Source organism: Paractinoplanes ferrugineus (assembly GCF_016862195.1).
Lineage (GTDB): Bacteria > Actinomycetota > Actinomycetes > Mycobacteriales > Micromonosporaceae > Actinoplanes > Actinoplanes ferrugineus.
Window position 1 is genome coordinate 252,243 of sequence record NZ_BOMM01000012.1, and the last position, 15,873, is coordinate 268,115.

The 15,873-nt window shown below is 72.9% G+C and carries 17 protein-coding genes; 3 read left to right on the forward strand and 14 right to left on the reverse strand.

Annotated elements, in window-relative coordinates; genetic code table 11:
- Position 1 precedes the first annotated feature (1 nt).
- The gene (locus Afe05nite_RS09030) at positions 2-1,180 is read left to right on the forward strand and encodes an ROK family transcriptional regulator (RefSeq protein WP_203816526.1); all 1,179 of its coding nucleotides are present in this window, start codon (positions 2-4) and stop codon (positions 1,178-1,180) included.
- On the opposite strand, the gene Afe05nite_RS09035 is transcribed toward Afe05nite_RS09030, so the two are convergent.
- The 14 genes from Afe05nite_RS09035 to Afe05nite_RS09100 form a co-directional block, all read right to left on the reverse strand.
- Positions 1,173-1,847, reverse strand: coding sequence for a HEAT repeat domain-containing protein (locus Afe05nite_RS09035; RefSeq protein WP_203816527.1), 675 nt, complete (start codon positions 1,845-1,847; stop codon positions 1,173-1,175). The two genes, Afe05nite_RS09030 and Afe05nite_RS09035, sit on opposite strands and share 8 nt — an antisense overlap.
- A gap of 9 nt (positions 1,848-1,856) precedes the next feature.
- Positions 1,857-2,402: an NUDIX domain-containing protein gene (locus tag Afe05nite_RS09040; RefSeq protein ID WP_275407454.1), complete on the reverse strand. Its 546-nt coding sequence runs from the start codon at positions 2,400-2,402 to the stop codon at positions 1,857-1,859.
- A 9-nt stretch (positions 2,403-2,411) separates the two neighbouring features.
- On the reverse strand, positions 2,412-4,175 hold the full coding sequence (locus tag Afe05nite_RS09045; RefSeq protein ID WP_203816528.1) for an ABC transporter ATP-binding protein: 1,764 nt from the start codon (positions 4,173-4,175) through the stop codon (positions 2,412-2,414).
- Complete coding sequence (locus Afe05nite_RS09050; protein WP_203816529.1) at positions 4,172-5,851, reverse strand: ABC transporter ATP-binding protein; 1,680 nt, start codon at positions 5,849-5,851, stop codon at positions 4,172-4,174. Before Afe05nite_RS09050 ends, Afe05nite_RS09045 begins: the two co-directional genes overlap by 4 nt.
- A 48-nt stretch (positions 5,852-5,899) precedes the next feature.
- On the reverse strand, positions 5,900-6,154 hold the full coding sequence (locus Afe05nite_RS09055; protein WP_203816634.1) for a hypothetical protein: 255 nt from the start codon (positions 6,152-6,154) through the stop codon (positions 5,900-5,902).
- Positions 6,155-6,163: 9 nt separating this feature from the next.
- Positions 6,164-7,216 carry a tRNA (adenosine(37)-N6)-threonylcarbamoyltransferase complex transferase subunit TsaD gene (gene tsaD / locus Afe05nite_RS09060; protein ID WP_203816530.1) on the reverse strand — a complete coding sequence of 351 codons (1,053 nt, stop codon included), beginning with the start codon at positions 7,214-7,216 and terminating at the stop codon, positions 6,164-6,166.
- The gene (rimI, locus tag Afe05nite_RS09065) at positions 7,209-7,640 is read right to left on the reverse strand and encodes a ribosomal protein S18-alanine N-acetyltransferase (RefSeq protein WP_239117665.1); all 432 of its coding nucleotides are present in this window, start codon (positions 7,638-7,640) and stop codon (positions 7,209-7,211) included. Before rimI ends, tsaD begins: the two co-directional genes overlap by 8 nt.
- Complete coding sequence (gene tsaB, locus Afe05nite_RS09070) at positions 7,640-8,296, reverse strand: tRNA (adenosine(37)-N6)-threonylcarbamoyltransferase complex dimerization subunit type 1 TsaB (RefSeq protein WP_203816531.1); 657 nt, start codon at positions 8,294-8,296, stop codon at positions 7,640-7,642. Before tsaB ends, rimI begins: the two co-directional genes overlap by 1 nt.
- 1 nt (position 8,297) lies before the next feature.
- Positions 8,298-8,981, reverse strand: a complete 684-nt coding sequence (locus tag Afe05nite_RS09075; RefSeq protein ID WP_203816532.1) for a uracil-DNA glycosylase — start codon at positions 8,979-8,981, stop codon at positions 8,298-8,300.
- Positions 8,978-9,436, reverse strand: coding sequence for a tRNA (adenosine(37)-N6)-threonylcarbamoyltransferase complex ATPase subunit type 1 TsaE (gene tsaE, locus Afe05nite_RS09080; protein ID WP_203816533.1), 459 nt, complete (start codon positions 9,434-9,436; stop codon positions 8,978-8,980). Before tsaE ends, Afe05nite_RS09075 begins: the two co-directional genes overlap by 4 nt.
- On the reverse strand, positions 9,433-10,494 hold the full coding sequence (locus tag Afe05nite_RS09085; protein WP_203816534.1) for an alpha/beta fold hydrolase: 1,062 nt from the start codon (positions 10,492-10,494) through the stop codon (positions 9,433-9,435). Before Afe05nite_RS09085 ends, tsaE begins: the two co-directional genes overlap by 4 nt.
- Complete coding sequence (gene alr / locus Afe05nite_RS09090) at positions 10,491-11,618, reverse strand: alanine racemase (protein WP_203816535.1); 1,128 nt, start codon at positions 11,616-11,618, stop codon at positions 10,491-10,493. The genes Afe05nite_RS09085 and alr overlap by 4 nt, the downstream gene beginning before the upstream one ends.
- Positions 11,619-11,714: 96 nt before the next feature.
- Positions 11,715-13,163, reverse strand: a complete 1,449-nt coding sequence (locus Afe05nite_RS09095) for an NAD(P)H-hydrate dehydratase (protein WP_203816536.1) — start codon at positions 13,161-13,163, stop codon at positions 11,715-11,717.
- A gap of 81 nt (positions 13,164-13,244) precedes the next feature.
- The gene (locus tag Afe05nite_RS09100; RefSeq protein WP_203816537.1) at positions 13,245-13,613 is read right to left on the reverse strand and encodes a holo-ACP synthase; all 369 of its coding nucleotides are present in this window, start codon (positions 13,611-13,613) and stop codon (positions 13,245-13,247) included.
- Between the two features lie 204 nt (positions 13,614-13,817).
- On the opposite strand from Afe05nite_RS09100, the gene Afe05nite_RS09105 reads away from it, so the two are divergent.
- Both Afe05nite_RS09105 and Afe05nite_RS09110 read left to right on the forward strand, forming a co-directional pair.
- A complete protein-coding gene (locus Afe05nite_RS09105; protein WP_203816538.1) occupies positions 13,818-14,105 on the forward strand; it encodes a hypothetical protein in 288 nt (95 codons plus the stop codon).
- Entirely contained in the window at positions 14,102-15,688 is a 1,587-nt protein-coding gene (locus Afe05nite_RS09110; protein ID WP_203816539.1) for an alpha/beta hydrolase, read from the forward strand. The genes Afe05nite_RS09105 and Afe05nite_RS09110 overlap by 4 nt, the downstream gene beginning before the upstream one ends.
- Positions 15,689-15,873: the final 185 nt, after the last annotated feature.

Below are 15,873 nucleotides of genomic sequence, written 5' to 3' on the forward strand. Positions count from 1 at the left end.
GATGCGGGCCGGCCCCAGCCAGGAAGACATTCGCCGGCACAACCTAGGGACCCTGCTGCGGTACGTGCACGTGCACGGGGCCACCTCCCGGGCGGAACTCACGAACCGGCTCGGCCTCAACCGGAGCACCATTGGGGCCCTCACCGCCGAGCTGACCACCGCAGGGCTGGTCAGCGAGGCGGCACCGCGTGAGACAGGCCGGGCCGGACGACCTTCGCTGGTTGTCCGGCCCGAGTCGTCAACGGTCTACGCGTACGCGCTGAGCATCGAGGTGGACCGGATCCGCGCGGCCCGGGTCGGCCTCGGCGGGCGCATCCTCGACCGGCGCGAGACCGACCGGCCGCGCGGCATGCAGGTTCTCGACGCGGTCGAGCCGCTCGTCGAGTTCGTCCGCGAGCTGCGCCGAGAGGTACCCGAGGACGCCCGCTACGTCGGCACCGGCGTCGCGGTGGCCGGCATGGTGCGCCGCGCCGACGGCATGGTGCGGCTCGCCCCCACGATCGGCTGGACCGAGGAACCGGTCGGCGCGGCGTTGCGCGACGAACTGGGCGACGGCCTGCTGACGGTCGGCAACCACGCCGACGTCTCCGCCCTGGTCGAGCACGCGCGGGGGGCCGCCGTCGGCAGCGACAACGTCATCTACCTCTACGGCGACGTCGGGGTCGGGGCCGGCATCATCGCCGACGGCCGGCGGGTCTCCGGCCACGGCGGGTACGGCGGGGAGGTCGGCCACATGGTCGTCAACCCGTACGGCCGGGAGTGCAGCTGCGGCTCCCGTGGCTGCTGGGAGACCGAGATCGGCGAGTACGCGCTGCTCAAGCACGCCGGCCGGGTCGACGAAACAGGTCGCGAGGCGGTGCTCGGCGTGGTCGACGCGGCCATGCGCGGCGACAGTCAGGCCCAGTTCGCGGTGCGCCAGGTCGGCGAGTGGATCGGCTTCGGCGTCGGCAACCTGGTGAACATCTTCAACCCCGAGGCCGTCATCTTCGGCGGCACCCTACGCGACGTCTATCTGGTCGCGGCCGCGCAGATCCGCAGCCGCCTGAACGCGATCGCCCTCCCGGCCTGCCGCGAGCACATCCGCCTGCGCACCCCGGAGCTCGGCTACGACGCGGCCCTGATCGGCGCCGCCGAACTCGCCTTCGAACACCTCCTCGAAGACCCGCTGCTGCTCAGCTGAGCAGCTTGGCCAGGCGCACCTTGCGAGTGTTCTCCCGGACGATCCACCGCACGTCGGCATCGGCCGACCCGGTAAGCGCGCGGAACCGAGGCAGGCCCGCCCCCGGATCGGCGGCCACCGCCACGCTCCAGCAATAGCCGAGCGCCTGTCGCAGCTCCCGCCCCCGCACCCGAGCCGTCGCGGCGGTGCAGGCGTCGACCGCGGCGGCGGCCATCTCCGGCCTCTTCAACAGTCGCGGCTCGCAGATCCCGGCGACGGCGGCCCGCACCACCAGCGGGTCGTCGTCCCGGACCCACTCGGCGACCAGGGCGCGCAACCGGGCCGGATCGGCGTCACCGAGCCGCTGCAGCGCCATCGCCACCGCCTCGCGAACCCGCCAACGCTCGTCGGCCGCATGCGCGCGCAGCCGCTCGGCAAGCCGCGCCGCGCCCTCGTCTTCTTCCGCCAGCAGTCGGCCCAGGCCGAGCACGCCGCAGAAGACGAGGTATTCGTCGCCGGTGGCGATCAACCGGTCGAACCCGAGCCGGTCGCCGGCGTCGGCGACCGCCTGGGCCAACTCGATGTTGCCGCGCGGGCCGGGCAACCCGGAACGCTCGGTCAGATAGTCCGGCCAACGGGCCGCGTCGAGCGCGGCCAACTCGTTCCGATATTCCGCACGTCGCCCCATGTCCGAAGGCTATGCGCTGGTCAGAGCGACGGACAGGACCAACTGGGCCGACGGGGCGCAGCCGATGGTCCCGTCCAGCGCGGCCGCCACCGCCCGGGACAGCGGAACCGCGAACGCGACCAGGTCGGCCTCGGACTCGTCCAACTCGGTCTCGTCCCCGACCCGCAGATCACCGGCGACGAACAGGTGGGTGCGGGACGCGGTGAGGCCCGGCATCGGCCACACCGAGCCGACCAGCTTCAGCGTCCCGGTGGCACCGACCTCCTCGTGAAGCTCACGGGCCGCCGCGGCCTCCGGTGTCTCACCGTCGCCGACGCCCCCGCCGGGCAGCTGCCACATGCCGGGGCGGTCGGGCAGATAGTGGTGCTGGCGCACCACGTAGATCTCGCCGGCGGCGGTCCGGGCGGCGACCCGGACCAGGTCGGGTGCCTCCACCCACGAATAGTCGCTCTCGGCACCCCCGGGCGTGGTCACCCGGTCGGAGCGCACCTGGAAGAACGGACCCCGCCAGACCTCCTCGGTGGCGTACCGCATCCACGGCCCTCGCTGCTCCATGGCCGCACATTACCGCTGGATGATCTGCTCGGTGGCGCGCTCGCCGTGCCACGAGCGCCACAGCGCCGCGTACGGACCGTTCGCCGCCACCAGCTCGTCGTGCGACCCCAGCTCGGTGATGCGGCCGTCCTCCACCACCGCGACCCGGTCGGCGTCGTGGGCCGAGAACAACCGGTGCGCGATCGCCACCACCGTACGACCGTGCAGCACCGCCGCGAGCGAACGCTCCAGATCGCGGGCCGCCCGCGGATCCAGCAGCGACGTCGCCTCGTCGAGAACCAGCGTGTGCGGGTCGGCAAGCACCAGCCGGGCCAGCGCGATCTGCTGCGCCTGGGCCGCCGACAGCGGGTGGCCACCCACGCCGACCTCGGTGGCCAGGCCGTCGGGCAGGGCGAGCGCCCAGTCGAGGGCGTGCACCGCGGCGAGCGCGGCGTGCACCTGCGGCTCGGCCGCCCCGGGCCGCACCATCGCCACGTTGTCCCGGACCGAACCGATGAACACGTGATGCTCCTGGCTGACCAGCGCCACCTCGGTGCGCAACCGGTCGAGCGGCAGGTCGCCCAGCGACACCCCGCCGACCGTGATCGTGCCGCCGGTCGGCGGGTGCACCCCGGCCAGCAACCGGCCGAGCGTCGACTTGCCGGCGCCGGACGGCCCGACCACGGCGAGCCGCTCCCCCGGGGTCAGCGTCAGGTCGATGCCGTGCAGCACCTCCCGACCCGGGACGTACTCGAAGCGCACCCCGCGCACCTCGATCCCGGTGCCGGCCGGTGTCTTCGCGGTGGACCGCTCCGGCTCGCTCTCCGCCACTCCCAGCAGGCGGGCCAGCGAGGCCGCGCCGACCTGCAGCTCGTCGAGCCAGCTCAGCAGCCGATCGACCGGGTCGATCAGCATCTGCGCGTAGACCACCGCGGCGGTGAGCTGGCCCAGCGTGACCGTCCCGCGCAGGAGCAGCAGCCCACCGACGAGCATCGTCGCCACCACCGGCAGGACGTAGCCGACCTCGACGATCGGGAACCACACCGTCCGCAGGAACAGCGTGTATTTCTCGGCCAGGAACGTGCGGCGCAGGTCGGCGTCGGTGCGGGCGAGGCGCTGCCTCTGCCGGCGGAGCGCGTCGACCGTACGGGCGCCCTCGACCGTCTCGGCAAGACCGTCGGTGACCGTCGAATAGGTCGCGTTCTGTTTCAGGTAGGCCGCGGGGGCTCGCCGTAGGTACCACCTCGTGCCGGCCACCAGGATCGGCACCGCCACCAGCAGCGGCAGGGCCAGCACCGGGGAGACCGCGACCATCGCGGCCACCACCAGAGTGCCGAGGACCACCGCGATCAACGTCTCCGGCACCGCCAGCCGCACGCACCGGGAGAGCGCGTCGACATCTCGCGTCGTCCGCGTCAGCAGGTCACCGCTTCCCGCCCGCTCCACCGTGGACAACGGCAGGGCCAGCACCCGCTCGACGAACTCCTCGCGCAGCTCGGCCAGCACCCGCTCGCCGAGCCGAGCCGACGCGAGGAACGCGAAGCGCGTCAATATGGCCTGGAGCAGCACGAACCCGGCGATCCACGCGGCCAGCCGGTCGATCGTGCCGGCGCGGGCACCGTGCTGGATGGACTCGACAAGCTCGCCGAGCAGCCGCGGCCCGACCAGCCCGGCGACGGCCGCCAGCGCGTGCAACCCGATCACGACGGCGAGCGCACGCGGATTGCGCCGGAACAGCCCACCGGCATATCTGCGCACCTGGGTGGTGTCGGCAACCGGCAGCAGCGTGGTCATGGTTGGTCGTCCCGCAGCACCGTGCGGGCGTAACGGGGCTCGGTGTCCAGCAGCTCCCGATGGGTTCCGACAGCGACCGCTCGCCCCTGATCGACATAGACCACCCGGTCGGTGCGGTCGAGTACCAGCGGGCTGGAGGTGCAGATCACGGTGGTACGACCGGCCCGCGCACCGATCAGCCGGGCGGCGATGCGGGCCTCGGTGTGCGCGTCGACCGCGCTGGTCGGCTCGACCAGGATCAGCGTCTCGGGATCGGCGACGAGCGCCCGGACCAGGCGCAGCCGCTGCTGCTGGCCGCCGGAGAAGGAGCGGCCGCGCTCGGCCACCTCGCTGTCGAGCCCGTCGGGCAGCGCCTCGACGATGTCGGTGGCCGCCGCGGCCCGCAGGGCCTGCGGGACCCGGCCGGTGCCGTGCGGGTCGAGGTCGTCGCGCAACGGCCCGGTGAACAGCCGGGCGTCGTTGTCGGCCAGCAGGATGCGTTCACGAACATCGGCCAGGGCGAACTCGTTCAGGCCCCGCCCACCCTCGGCATATCGGCCGAGCCGGTCGGCGATCCGCTGGGCGTCGGCCGGCGCGGACGCCACGATCGCGGTGATCTCACCGGGACGGATCACCACGCCGGACTCCGGATCAGCCAGCTCGCCGGTGAGCTCGTCGGCCGGCCTCGGATCGACCGGATCGGGCAGGTCGGTGGTCGCCCCCATCAGCGCCACCACCCGGCGACTCGCCACATGACCCCGGGTGAGCTTGTCGAGGGCCTCGGTGAGCTGCCGTAACGGGGCGACGAGGAAGGCGGCATAGGCGTAGAAGGACACCAACTGCCCCACCGTGAGGCGGCCGTCGAGCGCGAACCGCGCGCCCAGCCACGTCACCAGCACCAGGAAGATCCCGGGCAACAGCACCTGGGCCGCCTCGAGCAGCGACTCCACCCCGGCGGTGCGTACGCCCGCCGCCCGCAATTCCTGCGACTGGCTGCGGTAGCGCTCGGCCATCACCGCCTCGCCACCCACCCCGCGCAGCACCCGCAGGCCACCCACCAGATCGGCGGCCCGGCCGGTGAGCAGACCCTGCTGCTCCCGCGTGAACTGCTGGCGGTGGTGCAGCGGCTTGATCAGCAGGCCCACGACGCCCATCAGGATCGGCACCCCGAGCACGACCACGAGCCCGAGCGGCACCGAGGTGGCGAGCAGGATGACGGTCACCGTGACGACGGCGACCGCCGAACCGGTGCCGCGGGCGAGGATGTCGATGGCCGCGCCGACCGCCCGGATGTCGGCCGTGCCGATCGCCACCACCTCGCCGGTGTCGATCCGCCGGGGCAGCGCCGAACCGAGCCGGGCGGCCTGCCGCACGGTGATCTGCACGGTGGCGAACAGCGCGGCCAGGAAGTTGACCACCGAGAACCGGTGCCGGGCCACCCCGAAGAAGGCCTGCCCGCCACCGGCCACGAGCAGCACCAGCGACCAGTTCAGCAAGCCTCGCCCGTCGTGCCGGGCGGTCGCGTCGATCGCCTTGCCGACGATCGCCGGCACCACCGCCTGGCAGAGCATCCAGAGGATCGCCATCGCGACCGCCGGGTAGACGGTGCTCGCGAACCGCCGGACCTGCCAGGCCAGGTAACGGGTGGCGGACCGGCCGTCGGGTGCGCCGAGGTCGGCGACGGGTAGCTGTTTCATCAGAGCCCCGACGTTACGGCGGGGGTGTGCCGGTCGCGACGCCTTTTCTCAGCGGTCGACGGGGCTGAAATCCCACACGTGCGGCGCCCTGGCCACCAGTTTCGCCGGCGGCACGAGCATGCCCTCCGGGCTGTTGCGCCACCTGGTGATCACCACGATGCGGTTGTCGGTGGACGAGTAGACCTCACTCGACACGTGCTGCGGCAGCACCTCCAGACGAGGCACCGCGACGTCGCAGACCCAGGTCAGCAGCTCGTCGAAGCCGCTCGCCTGGGCCCGCACCTCCCACATCCGTGCGATCATGCTCATTGCCTACTCCGTGACGCTGACCGTGGTCAATGACATAGCAGAATCCGCAGGCAGATCGAGACGACTCGGGGCCACCCCGGCGGCGACCAGTCTGGACCCGAGAGCCGCGACCATCGCACCGTTGTCGGTGCACAGCGCGGGGCGCGGAACGCGTACCCGAATGCCGTGTTTCTCCGCCCGCTGCTCGGCCAGCACCCGCAGCCGCGAGTTGGCGGCGACGCCGCCACCGATCACCAGGGTCGCCACGCCGTTGGTGCGGCAGGCGTCGATCGCCTTGGCGGTGAGCACATCGCACACCGCCTCCTGGAAACTGGCCGACACGTCCGCGACCGGCACCGGCTCACCGGCCCGCTCCCGGGCCTCCACCCAGCGGGCCACCGCTGTCTTGAGGCCCGAGAAGGAGAAGTCGAAACGATGCGCGGCCTGGTCCTTCGCCGCGGTCAGACCGCGCGGGAAGGCGATCGCGCCGGGGTCGCCCTCGCGGGCCCGCCGGTCGATCACCGGGCCGCCCGGGAAGCCCAGCCCGAGCAGCCGCGCCACCTTGTCGAACGCCTCGCCGGCCGCGTCGTCGATGGTGGCCCCGAGCGGGGTCACCCCGGTTGCCAGGTCGTCGACCAGCAGCAGCGACGAGTGTCCACCGGAGACCAGCATCGCGATGGCCGGTTCCGGCAGCGGGCCGTGCTCGAGGGTGTCCACGGCCACGTGCGCGGCCAGATGGTTGACGCCGTAGATCGGCTTCTCCGCTGCCAGCGCGTATCCCTTGGCCGCCGCCACCCCGACCAGCAGCGCGCCGGCCAGCCCCGGCCCGCTGGTCACCGCGATCGCGTCGATGTCGGCGAGCGTCACGCCCGCCTCGTCGAGCGCGCGTTGCATGGTCGGCACCATCGCCTCGAGATGCGCTCGGCTCGCCACCTCGGGTACGACGCCGCCGAAGCGCGCATGCTGCTCCACACTGGACGCCAGCGCGTCGGCCAGCAGCGTGTGACCGCGCACGATGCCGACACCGGTCTCGTCGCAGGAGGTCTCGATCCCGAGGACCAGGGGCTCGTCACGCATCGCGCATCATCACCAGGGCGTCCGTGTTGCTTGGTTGGTAGTAGCCGCGCCGGATCCCGACCGGCTCGAACCCGTACGTCGCATAGAGGTGCTGGGCCGGCGCGTTGTCGACAGCGACCTCCAGCAGGGTCTGTTTGATGCCGCGCCGCCCGGCCTCGCCGAGCAGCGTCTCCAGCAGCCGGCGGCCGACGCCCCGGCGCTGCGCGGTGCGGCGCACCGCGATGTTCTGCACCCAGGCCTCGCCGTCGTTCGCGGCCAGCCCGGCATAGCCGAGAAGTTCCTCGTCGACGGCCACCACATAGAAGTTGTGCTGGGCGAGCTCGTTCCAGAACATCGCCGGCGACCACTTCTCCGCGCCGAACAGGTCGTCCTCGATGGGCAGCACCTCGGCGATGTGCCACCAGCGGAAACGTTCGATCCTCATCAGGTCAGCACGGTCTTGCGGCCGGTTGGTTCGACGGCGTCGGGCCGCCGCAGGTAGAGCGGGGTGAGCGGCTCGCTCGGCGCGCCGTCCCGAATCCGGTCGGCCGCCAGCGCGACGAGCGCCGCCCCGGGCGGATAAAGCAAATGCTCCTCCACCGGTACGCCGAAGATGTCCGCGTATTTCAGGCCGCCCTCGCCCGCCACACGATCGAACACACCGGTCACCTCGGCCGGCTTGGCCACCTCGGGGCCGCTCTCCCGCACACCGTCCACATAGGTGGCGAAATAGACCTCCTTGCGGCGTGCGTCCGTGGCGATCAGCACCCGGCCCGGCCCGGCCGCCCGGCCGAGCCCGTCGAGCGAGCACACGCCGTAGGCCGCAATGCCGAGCACCTGCGCCATGCTGGCCGCCGTGACCAGCCCCACCCGCAGCCCGGTGAACGGCCCCGGTCCGGTGCCGGCGACGATCGCGCCCAGGTCGGCCGGGCGCACGCCGGCGTCGGCCAGCACCGCCGCGATCTCCGGCGCCAGCTTCTCGCCGTGCGCGCGGGGGTCGACGGTACGCCGCTCGGCGATCCCGGTGAGACCGTCGGCGGTGACCTCCGCCAACGCCGCCGTGGACGCCGGGGTGGCCGTGTCAAGAGCTAGAACGAGCACGTCACGACCCCTGACGCGGGTCCCAGTCGACCACCGGGCGACCACCGTCGGCGAGCGCCTTGTTGGCCGCGCTGAACGGTCGGGAGCCGCGGAAGCCCTTGGGATTGAGCGGGCTCGGGTGGCCGGCCTCCAGCACGACGTGCGCCGGGTTGGTGACCAGCGCCGCCTTCTTCCGCGCGTATCCACCCCAGAGCAGGAAGACGACCCGCTCGTCGCGCGCGTTCAATGCCCGGATGGTGGCGTCGGTGAACGCCTCCCAACCCTTGCCGCCGTGCGACGCCGCCGCCCCGGCCCGCACCGTCAGCACCGCGTTGAGCAGCAGTACCCCCTGCTCGGCCCAGTTCGTGAGGTCACCCGAGGTGGGCGGGGCGACGTCGACGTCCTCGGCCAGTTCCTTGAAGACGTTGCGCAACGACGGCGGGATCCGCACGCCCTCGCGCACGCTGAAGCTGAGCCCGTGCGCCTGCCCCGGTCCGTGGTACGGATCCTGGCCCAGGATCAGCACCCGGGTCTGCTCCGGTGCACACAACCGATAGGCCGCGAACAGGTCCTCGATCGGCGGAAAGACGGTGTGCGACGCGTACTCGCTCGCCACGAACTCGCCGAGCGCGGCGGTCGCCCCGGCGTCGAGGAACGGCTCCAACTCGGCCCGCCACTGGGCCGGGAGCAGTTCTGGCAGGTTCACGGGTTCTCCAGTCCGGGAAGCCGGGTGGCCCAGTCGCCGCCGTGCGGCACCAGTTCCACCACCCGGGTGTCGTCGTCCAGCCGGTCGATGCGGACCTGCAGGTATTCGTCATTGAGCTGCTCGACCAGGCCGGCCCCCCACTCGACGACGGTGACCGCGTCGTCGGCCGAGGCATCCAGGTCGAGATCGTCGATCTCGGCCCGCGGGTCGGGCTTGTCACCGAGACGATAGGCGTCGGCGTGCACCAGCGGCGTACGGCCCCGGTGCACCCGGGCGATCACGAAGGTCGGCGACGTGATCGCCCCCTGCACCCCGAGACCGGCGCCGATGCCCTGCACCAGCGCGGTCTTGCCGGCTCCGAGCGGCCCGGTGAGCAGCACCAGATCGCCGGCGCGCAGGATGCCGGCCAGCCGCGCCCCGAAAGCCCGGGTGTCCTCCACGGTCGCGAGCTTCACGAGATCTTCTCCACGAACGGCCCGAGAGCGGCGTTCACCTCGTCGGCACGCTCGAGCATCACCACGTGCCCGCTGTTCTCCACCACCACCAGCCTGGCGTCGGGCAGGTATTTCACGATCTCCTCGGAATGCACCATCGGGGTCAGATAGTCCCGGTCGCCCACGATGACCAGCACCGGAACACCCCGCAGCGCGGCCAGCGCCGGGAACCGGTTGTGGTTGTAGATCGTGTTCAGGTATTTCGTGAGCGTCTCGACCGACGTCCTGGAATTCATCCCCTCCACGAAGGAGACCAGTGACGGGCTCGGCTTGGCATCGCCGAAGCCGTAGCGCCGGGTCAGCAGCCACGCCAGATCGCTGGAGGCGAACCGGGCCCGCTCGATGGCGCTGCCGCCGAGCGTCGCGGCCTTGTCCCAGAGCGGGAAGAAGGGTGCGCTCGCCCGGGCCACCAGCGACGGCACGGCCAGCTTGGCCCGGTCGATCACCCGCGCCGAGGTCGAGATCAGCGCCACGCCGGTGACCCGGGCCCCGAACCACTCCGGATATTGCTCCGCGAACGCCATGATCGCCATGCCGCCCATCGAGTGCCCGACCAGGATGATGTGCCCGTCCGGTACGGTCGCGTCGAGCACCGCGGACAGCGACTGGCCCAACCCGGCGATGTCGTATCGGCCGGACCTCAGCCGGCTCGACCGGCCGTGCCCGGGCTGGTCGTAGAAGACGAGCCGGTGATCGCCACGCTCGGTGAACAGCTTGCGCTGGAAGTAGAACGTGCCCATGTCGAGCGCGAACCCGTGCACGAAGACGATGGCCGGCTTGCCGGTGTCGACCCTCGGCTCGACGACCTCGACGTGCAGGTCGGTGCCGTCGGCCGCGGTGACGGTCAGCTCCTGGTCGAACGGCAGGTCGGCGAAGTCCTCGTCGACGTAGCGGTCGCCGGGCGCGTTCACCGAGCGCCGCACCAGCGTGCGCTCGATCGCGAACGCGGTGGCCAGGCCGGCCGCGACCACACCGAGCGCGGCACCGGCGAGGCCGACCTTTCGGGCCCGCCGCTTCACGGGGTCACTCCGGCAGTGCCGTCGAAGACCCTCGGCACCCGGGGGCTGCCGAACCGGGTCACGATCTCGTAGTTGATCGTGCCGACCACACCGGCCCAGTCGTCGGCGGTCGGCCCACCGTCGTCGCCCGGCCCGAACAGCGTCGCCACGTCGCCCGGCTCCACCGGGTCGTCGCCGACATCGAGCACGATCTGATCCATGCAGACCCGGCCGGCCACCGTACGCCTCTTGCCGCCCAGTTGCACCGGCCCCGCGTTGGACCCCGCACGCGGCACCCCGTCGGCATAACCGAGCGGCACCAGGGCCAGCGTCGTCTCCTGCGGCGTGACGTAGGTGAGCCCGTACGAAACGCCCTGGCCCGCCGGAACCCGCTTGGTCTGCGCCACCCGGGCGCGCGCGGTCATAGCCGGCCGCAGCCCGAAGGTCTCCCCCTCGATCGGCGACAACCCGTAGACCGCGAGGCCCGGACGAACCAGGTCGAAATGAGCGTCCGGCCTGGTCAAGGTGGCCGCTGAGTTGGCGATGTGCCGGTAACGCGGGGTGATCCCGAAGCGCTCCGCCGTGGCCAGCCCATCGGCGAACGCGGCCAACTGCCGGTCGATCGACTCGTGGCCGGGCAGGTCGGCGCAGGCGAAGTGGCTCCACACCCCGACCACGTCGAAATCCCCGTCGGCCTGCGCCTTGGCCGCGGCCTCCAGCACCGCCGGCCACTCGGCCGGCGGAACGCCCCCGCGCGCAAGACCGGTGTCGAGCTTGAGGTGTACGCACGCGGTGCGGCCCACCCGCCGCGCCGCCGTCACCAACTCCTCGACGATCGGCAGGCTGCTCGCACTCAGGTCCAGGCCCGCCTCGACGCCCTCGTGCAGGGCCAGACCCGGCGAGTGCAGCCAGGCCAGCACCGGTGCCTCGATGCCGCCCCGGCGCAGGGCCAGTCCCTCGTCGAGGGTGGCCACACCGAGCCAGCTCGCCCCGCCGGCCAGCGCCGCCCGGGCGGACGGCAGCATGCCGTGCCCGTAACCGTCACCCTTCACCACCGCCATCACCTCGGCGGTGGTGCCGGCGCGGATCAGCGCCACGTTGTCCCGGATGGCGTCCAGATCAACCCGGACCTCGGCCTGCCACATGATTCCCAGCCTACTTATCGTCTGTCACAGCAGCTCGGCGAGAACCGGCTTGTCTTCTGTCACAGCGCGACTCGACGAGAACCGGCCTGTCGTCGGTCACCGCAGCTCGGCGAGAACCGGCCGGAGGGCGGCGGCCACGTCCGGCGCGGTCACCGGCCCCTGCTGCGCTGCTCGCCGACCGGCCAGCCCATGCACATAGGCCGCCGTGACCGCCGCCCGCTCCGGTGCCAGGCCCCCGGCCAGCAGCGAGCCGAGCAGCCCCGCGAGCACGTCGCCACTGCCGGCGGTGGCCAGCGCCGACGTGCCGGTCGGATTGACCCACACCGCTCCGGCCGGGGTAGCCACGATCGTCCGGTCACCCTTGAGCAGCACCACCGCGTTGATCCAGGAGGCCAGCTTGCAGGCGGCGGCAACCCGGTCGGAACCCGGCGCCTCCCCGGCCAGCCGCTTGAACTCACCGTCGTGCGGCGTGATCACCAGCGGTGCGTCGCGGCGCAGATCCTCCGCGTGTGAGCCGTCCACCAGCAGAGTCAGCGCGTCGGCGTCGAGCACCACCGGAAGCGAGGAGGCCAGCACCGTACGCAAGGTGCGGCGGGCCCCGTCGTCGGTGCCCAGCCCCGACCCGCACAGCCAGGCCTGCACCCGCCCCGCGTCGCCGGGCCGGGCCACCGCCACCACCGACGGGTGCGCACGCACCACCTCCTGGTGGGCACTGCCGACATAGCGCACCATGCCGGTCGGCCCGGCCAGCGCTCCGCTCACCGAGAGCAATGCGGCCCCCGGATATTTCGCCGAGCCGGTCGCGATGCCGACCACGCCCCGGGTGTATTTGTCGGAGGACGGACCCGGCTGCGGCCACCACCCGGCGATGTCGGCCGCGTCGGGCACCCGCACCGCCGGGTCGGCGCGCAGCACCGGCCCGAGCCCGATGTCGACCAGCTCGACCTGCCCGCAGCGCACCGCGGCCGGCCCGAGCATGTGAGCCGGCTTGAGACAGCCGAAGGTCACCGTGACATCGGCCGTGACCGCCTCGCCCGGCACGTCACCCGTGTCGACCGCGACGCCGCTCGGCACGTCGACCGCCACCACCAGGGCCCGCCCGCCGGAACGCCCGCGCAGGTCACTCAGCCGGGCGACATGGTCGGTGGCGGGTGCTCGCAGACCGCCGCTCGCGCCGATGCCGACGATGCCGTCGAGGACCAGGTCGGCCCGGCTGGGAACCGCTCCGACCGTGAACCCTCCGGCCGCCCGCAGCGCCGCCAGGCCGGCCAGGTGGACCCGCTCGGGCCGCAGCAGCAGGGCACGCACCTGCGCGCCTCGCCGGGCCAGGGCCGCACCGGCATAGAGCGCGTCGCCGCCGTTGTCCCCGCTGCCCACCAGGAGCAGCACCCGGGCGCCGTAGACGCCGCCACCCTCCTCGAGCAGCAGCGCGCAGCGCCGGGCCAGGCCGACCGCGGCCCGCTGCATCAGCGTGCCCTCCGGCAGCTTCGCCATCAGCGTCTTCTCGGCCGCTCGCACATCCGCGACCCGCCATGCCTGCCGCATCGGACCTCCATGCCCTAGGTGGTGCCGCAGTTCTAGACCCCGGGTCTGACAGTCTCGCGTTTCCGCCGGCCAGGAGCCTGATCAGGTCTCCGCGACCACCATCGCCGAGGCGATCCCGCCGTCGTGCGAGAGCGAGAGATGCCACCGGTTGACGCCCCGCTCGACAGCGGCGGCGGCGACCGTACCGGAAACGGTCAACCACGGTCGGCCATCGGGGTCGGCGACGATCTCGCAGTCGTGCCAGCGCAGACCGGCCGGGGCGCCCAGAGCCTTGGCGACGGCCTCCTTCGCCGCGAATCGGGCGGCCAGTGACTCGGCCGAGCGCGGATTGCCGGAGCCGGAGAGCCGCTCGCCCTCGGTGAAGAGTCGGTCGGCGAGCAGCGGGGTGCGGTCGAGCGCCTTGGCGAAACGGTCCACCAGGACGACATCGATACCCACAGCCACGATCACGGCCCAACCCTATCGGTAGCCGCAGTGCCGCGCTGCGGCCTAACGCACCCCCGGATGGTTGTGCAAGACCTGTGGACAACGCCGGAGCCGACCCCTCGCCCGCCGTCCACAACCGGGCCCACGGCCCGAGCCCGGCCCTTAACGTCGGCGCATCCCCCGAGGCTGCAACTCCGGCCTCGCCGTTGCCCCGCATGGAGGTTGCCGATGAATCCCGACTTCGAGGTCGACACCGACGAGCTGCGTCAAGCCGCCTCCGCTCTGTCCGGCACGGCGGACCGGGTGACCGCCGGGGCATCGGCGGCACCGGCCGTCCCGCACGTCCCCCGCTGGCGCACGGTCGACGCCGCGACCTTGGCGGCGGTCGCCGCCCGCCGGCAGCTGGCGGCGCTCGGCCACGACTTCGAAACGACAGCCCGGCGGATGGCCGAGGTCGCCGAGGCATACGCGGCGGCCGACGCCCGGGCCGTCAGCCGGCTGCGGTCGAGTCGATGACCTCCGCCGTCTACGCCCGCCTGCGGGTCACCGAGCCTTCCCGATGGCACGCCGTGGCGCTGGCCTGGCGCCGCTGGGCCGAGCTGGCCGGTCGGCTCGCCGCCGACCTGACCGCCGACCTCGCCCGGATAGCGGCCGTCTGGTCCGGCGCGGCGGCCTCGGCCGCGCTGGCCCGGGCGGCCGCACTGCGCCGCCACGTGGTGCTGTTCCGCGTCCTGTGCTGGCAGGCCGACCAGGCCACGAGCGAGTTCGCGACCTCCATGGCGCGAGCGAGGCAGCTCCTGAGCCGCGCCGTCGCGCACGGCGTCACCATCGACGACGAGGGCAATGTCCACCCGCCCACGTCGGCCTCGGGCACTCCGAGGGCCCCGAGCACGTCGGAGATCTCAGCCGCTTCGGAGATCTCGGCCGCACTCACCGTCGCCGCCCGGGCCGACGAGCGGGCGGCCGAGCGGCTCGAGCGCATCGAGGCCGCGACCCAGGGGAGCGCGGCACCGCCGGGCGACCGGCCGGCATGCACGGCGTCGCCGGCCGAAGTGCACCGGTGGTGGACCGGGTTGACCACGGCCGAGCAGCAGTGGTTGCTCGCCACCGAGCCGTCCTGGCTGGCCTCGCTCGACGGCGTTCCGGCCGCCGACCGCGACGCCGCCAACCGGCTGCTGCTGGAGGAGCGGCGAGCCGACGTCGACCGGGCCCTGGCCACCGCCACCGGCGCTGAGCGAGACCGGCTGCGCGGCCTCCGGCGCGGGCTCGACGCGCTCGCCGACCGGCTGGCCGCGGCCGAGGGCGACAGTGCCGGTGACGACGGGGGCGCACGGGCCTACCTGCTGCGGCTCGACCTGCGCGAGGAGGGCCGCACGGTGGTGGCGCTGGGTGATCCTGACCGGGCCGACAACGTGGTCACCCACGTGCCCGGCATGACCGCCGACCTGGCCTCGCTCACCGGTGAGCTGTCTCGGGCCGCCCGAGTGGCCGCGCGAGCCACCGAGCTGTCCCCGGCCGCGTCGACGAGCGCGATGCTGTGGCTCGACTACGACGCGCCCGATTTCGTCGACGAGGCCGCGAGTCCGCGCCGGGCGGAGGCGGGCGCACCGGCCCTACGCCGGTTCATGGAAGGGCTGCGCACCACCCAGGAGAGCCCGGCCGCCCATCACACGCTGATCGGTCACAGCTACGGCTCGCTGGTGGTGGGCCGGGCCGCGACGGGGGCCGGCGTGGCCGCCGACGAGGTGGTGTTCGTCGGTTCGCCGGGGGTGGGCGTCGACTCGGCCCGCGACCTGTCGACGCCGGCCGGTCACGTCTGGTCGGCGACGGCACACGACGACGTGATCCAATACGCCGCATCGTCGGCCGGCACCATGTTCCGGAGACTGGAACTGGCCGCCGCGATACCGATCTCCATCCCGTTCCTGGGCTTCGAACGGCCAAGCGACGACCTGTGGTTCGGGCGCAATCCGAGCGACCCGTCCTTCGGCGCCCGTGGCTTCCCGACCAGCCCGGACGGCGGCCACCTGGGCTATTGGGACCGGAACAGCCCGTCCTTGGACGCGCTGGCCTCGATCACGTTGGGCACCGCCCGATGACCCGGCCCGGCCTCCCCCGCCCGGAAGTCGCGAAACCTCCGCCGTCACCCCACCCGGCCCCGCCAACGGGAGCCGGAGCGAGGTCGCCCCCACCCAGCGGAGCCGAAGCGAGGTCGCCCCCGCCCACGGGGAGCCGGAGCGAGGTCGCCCCCGCCCACGGGGAGCCGGAGCGAGGTCGCCCCCGC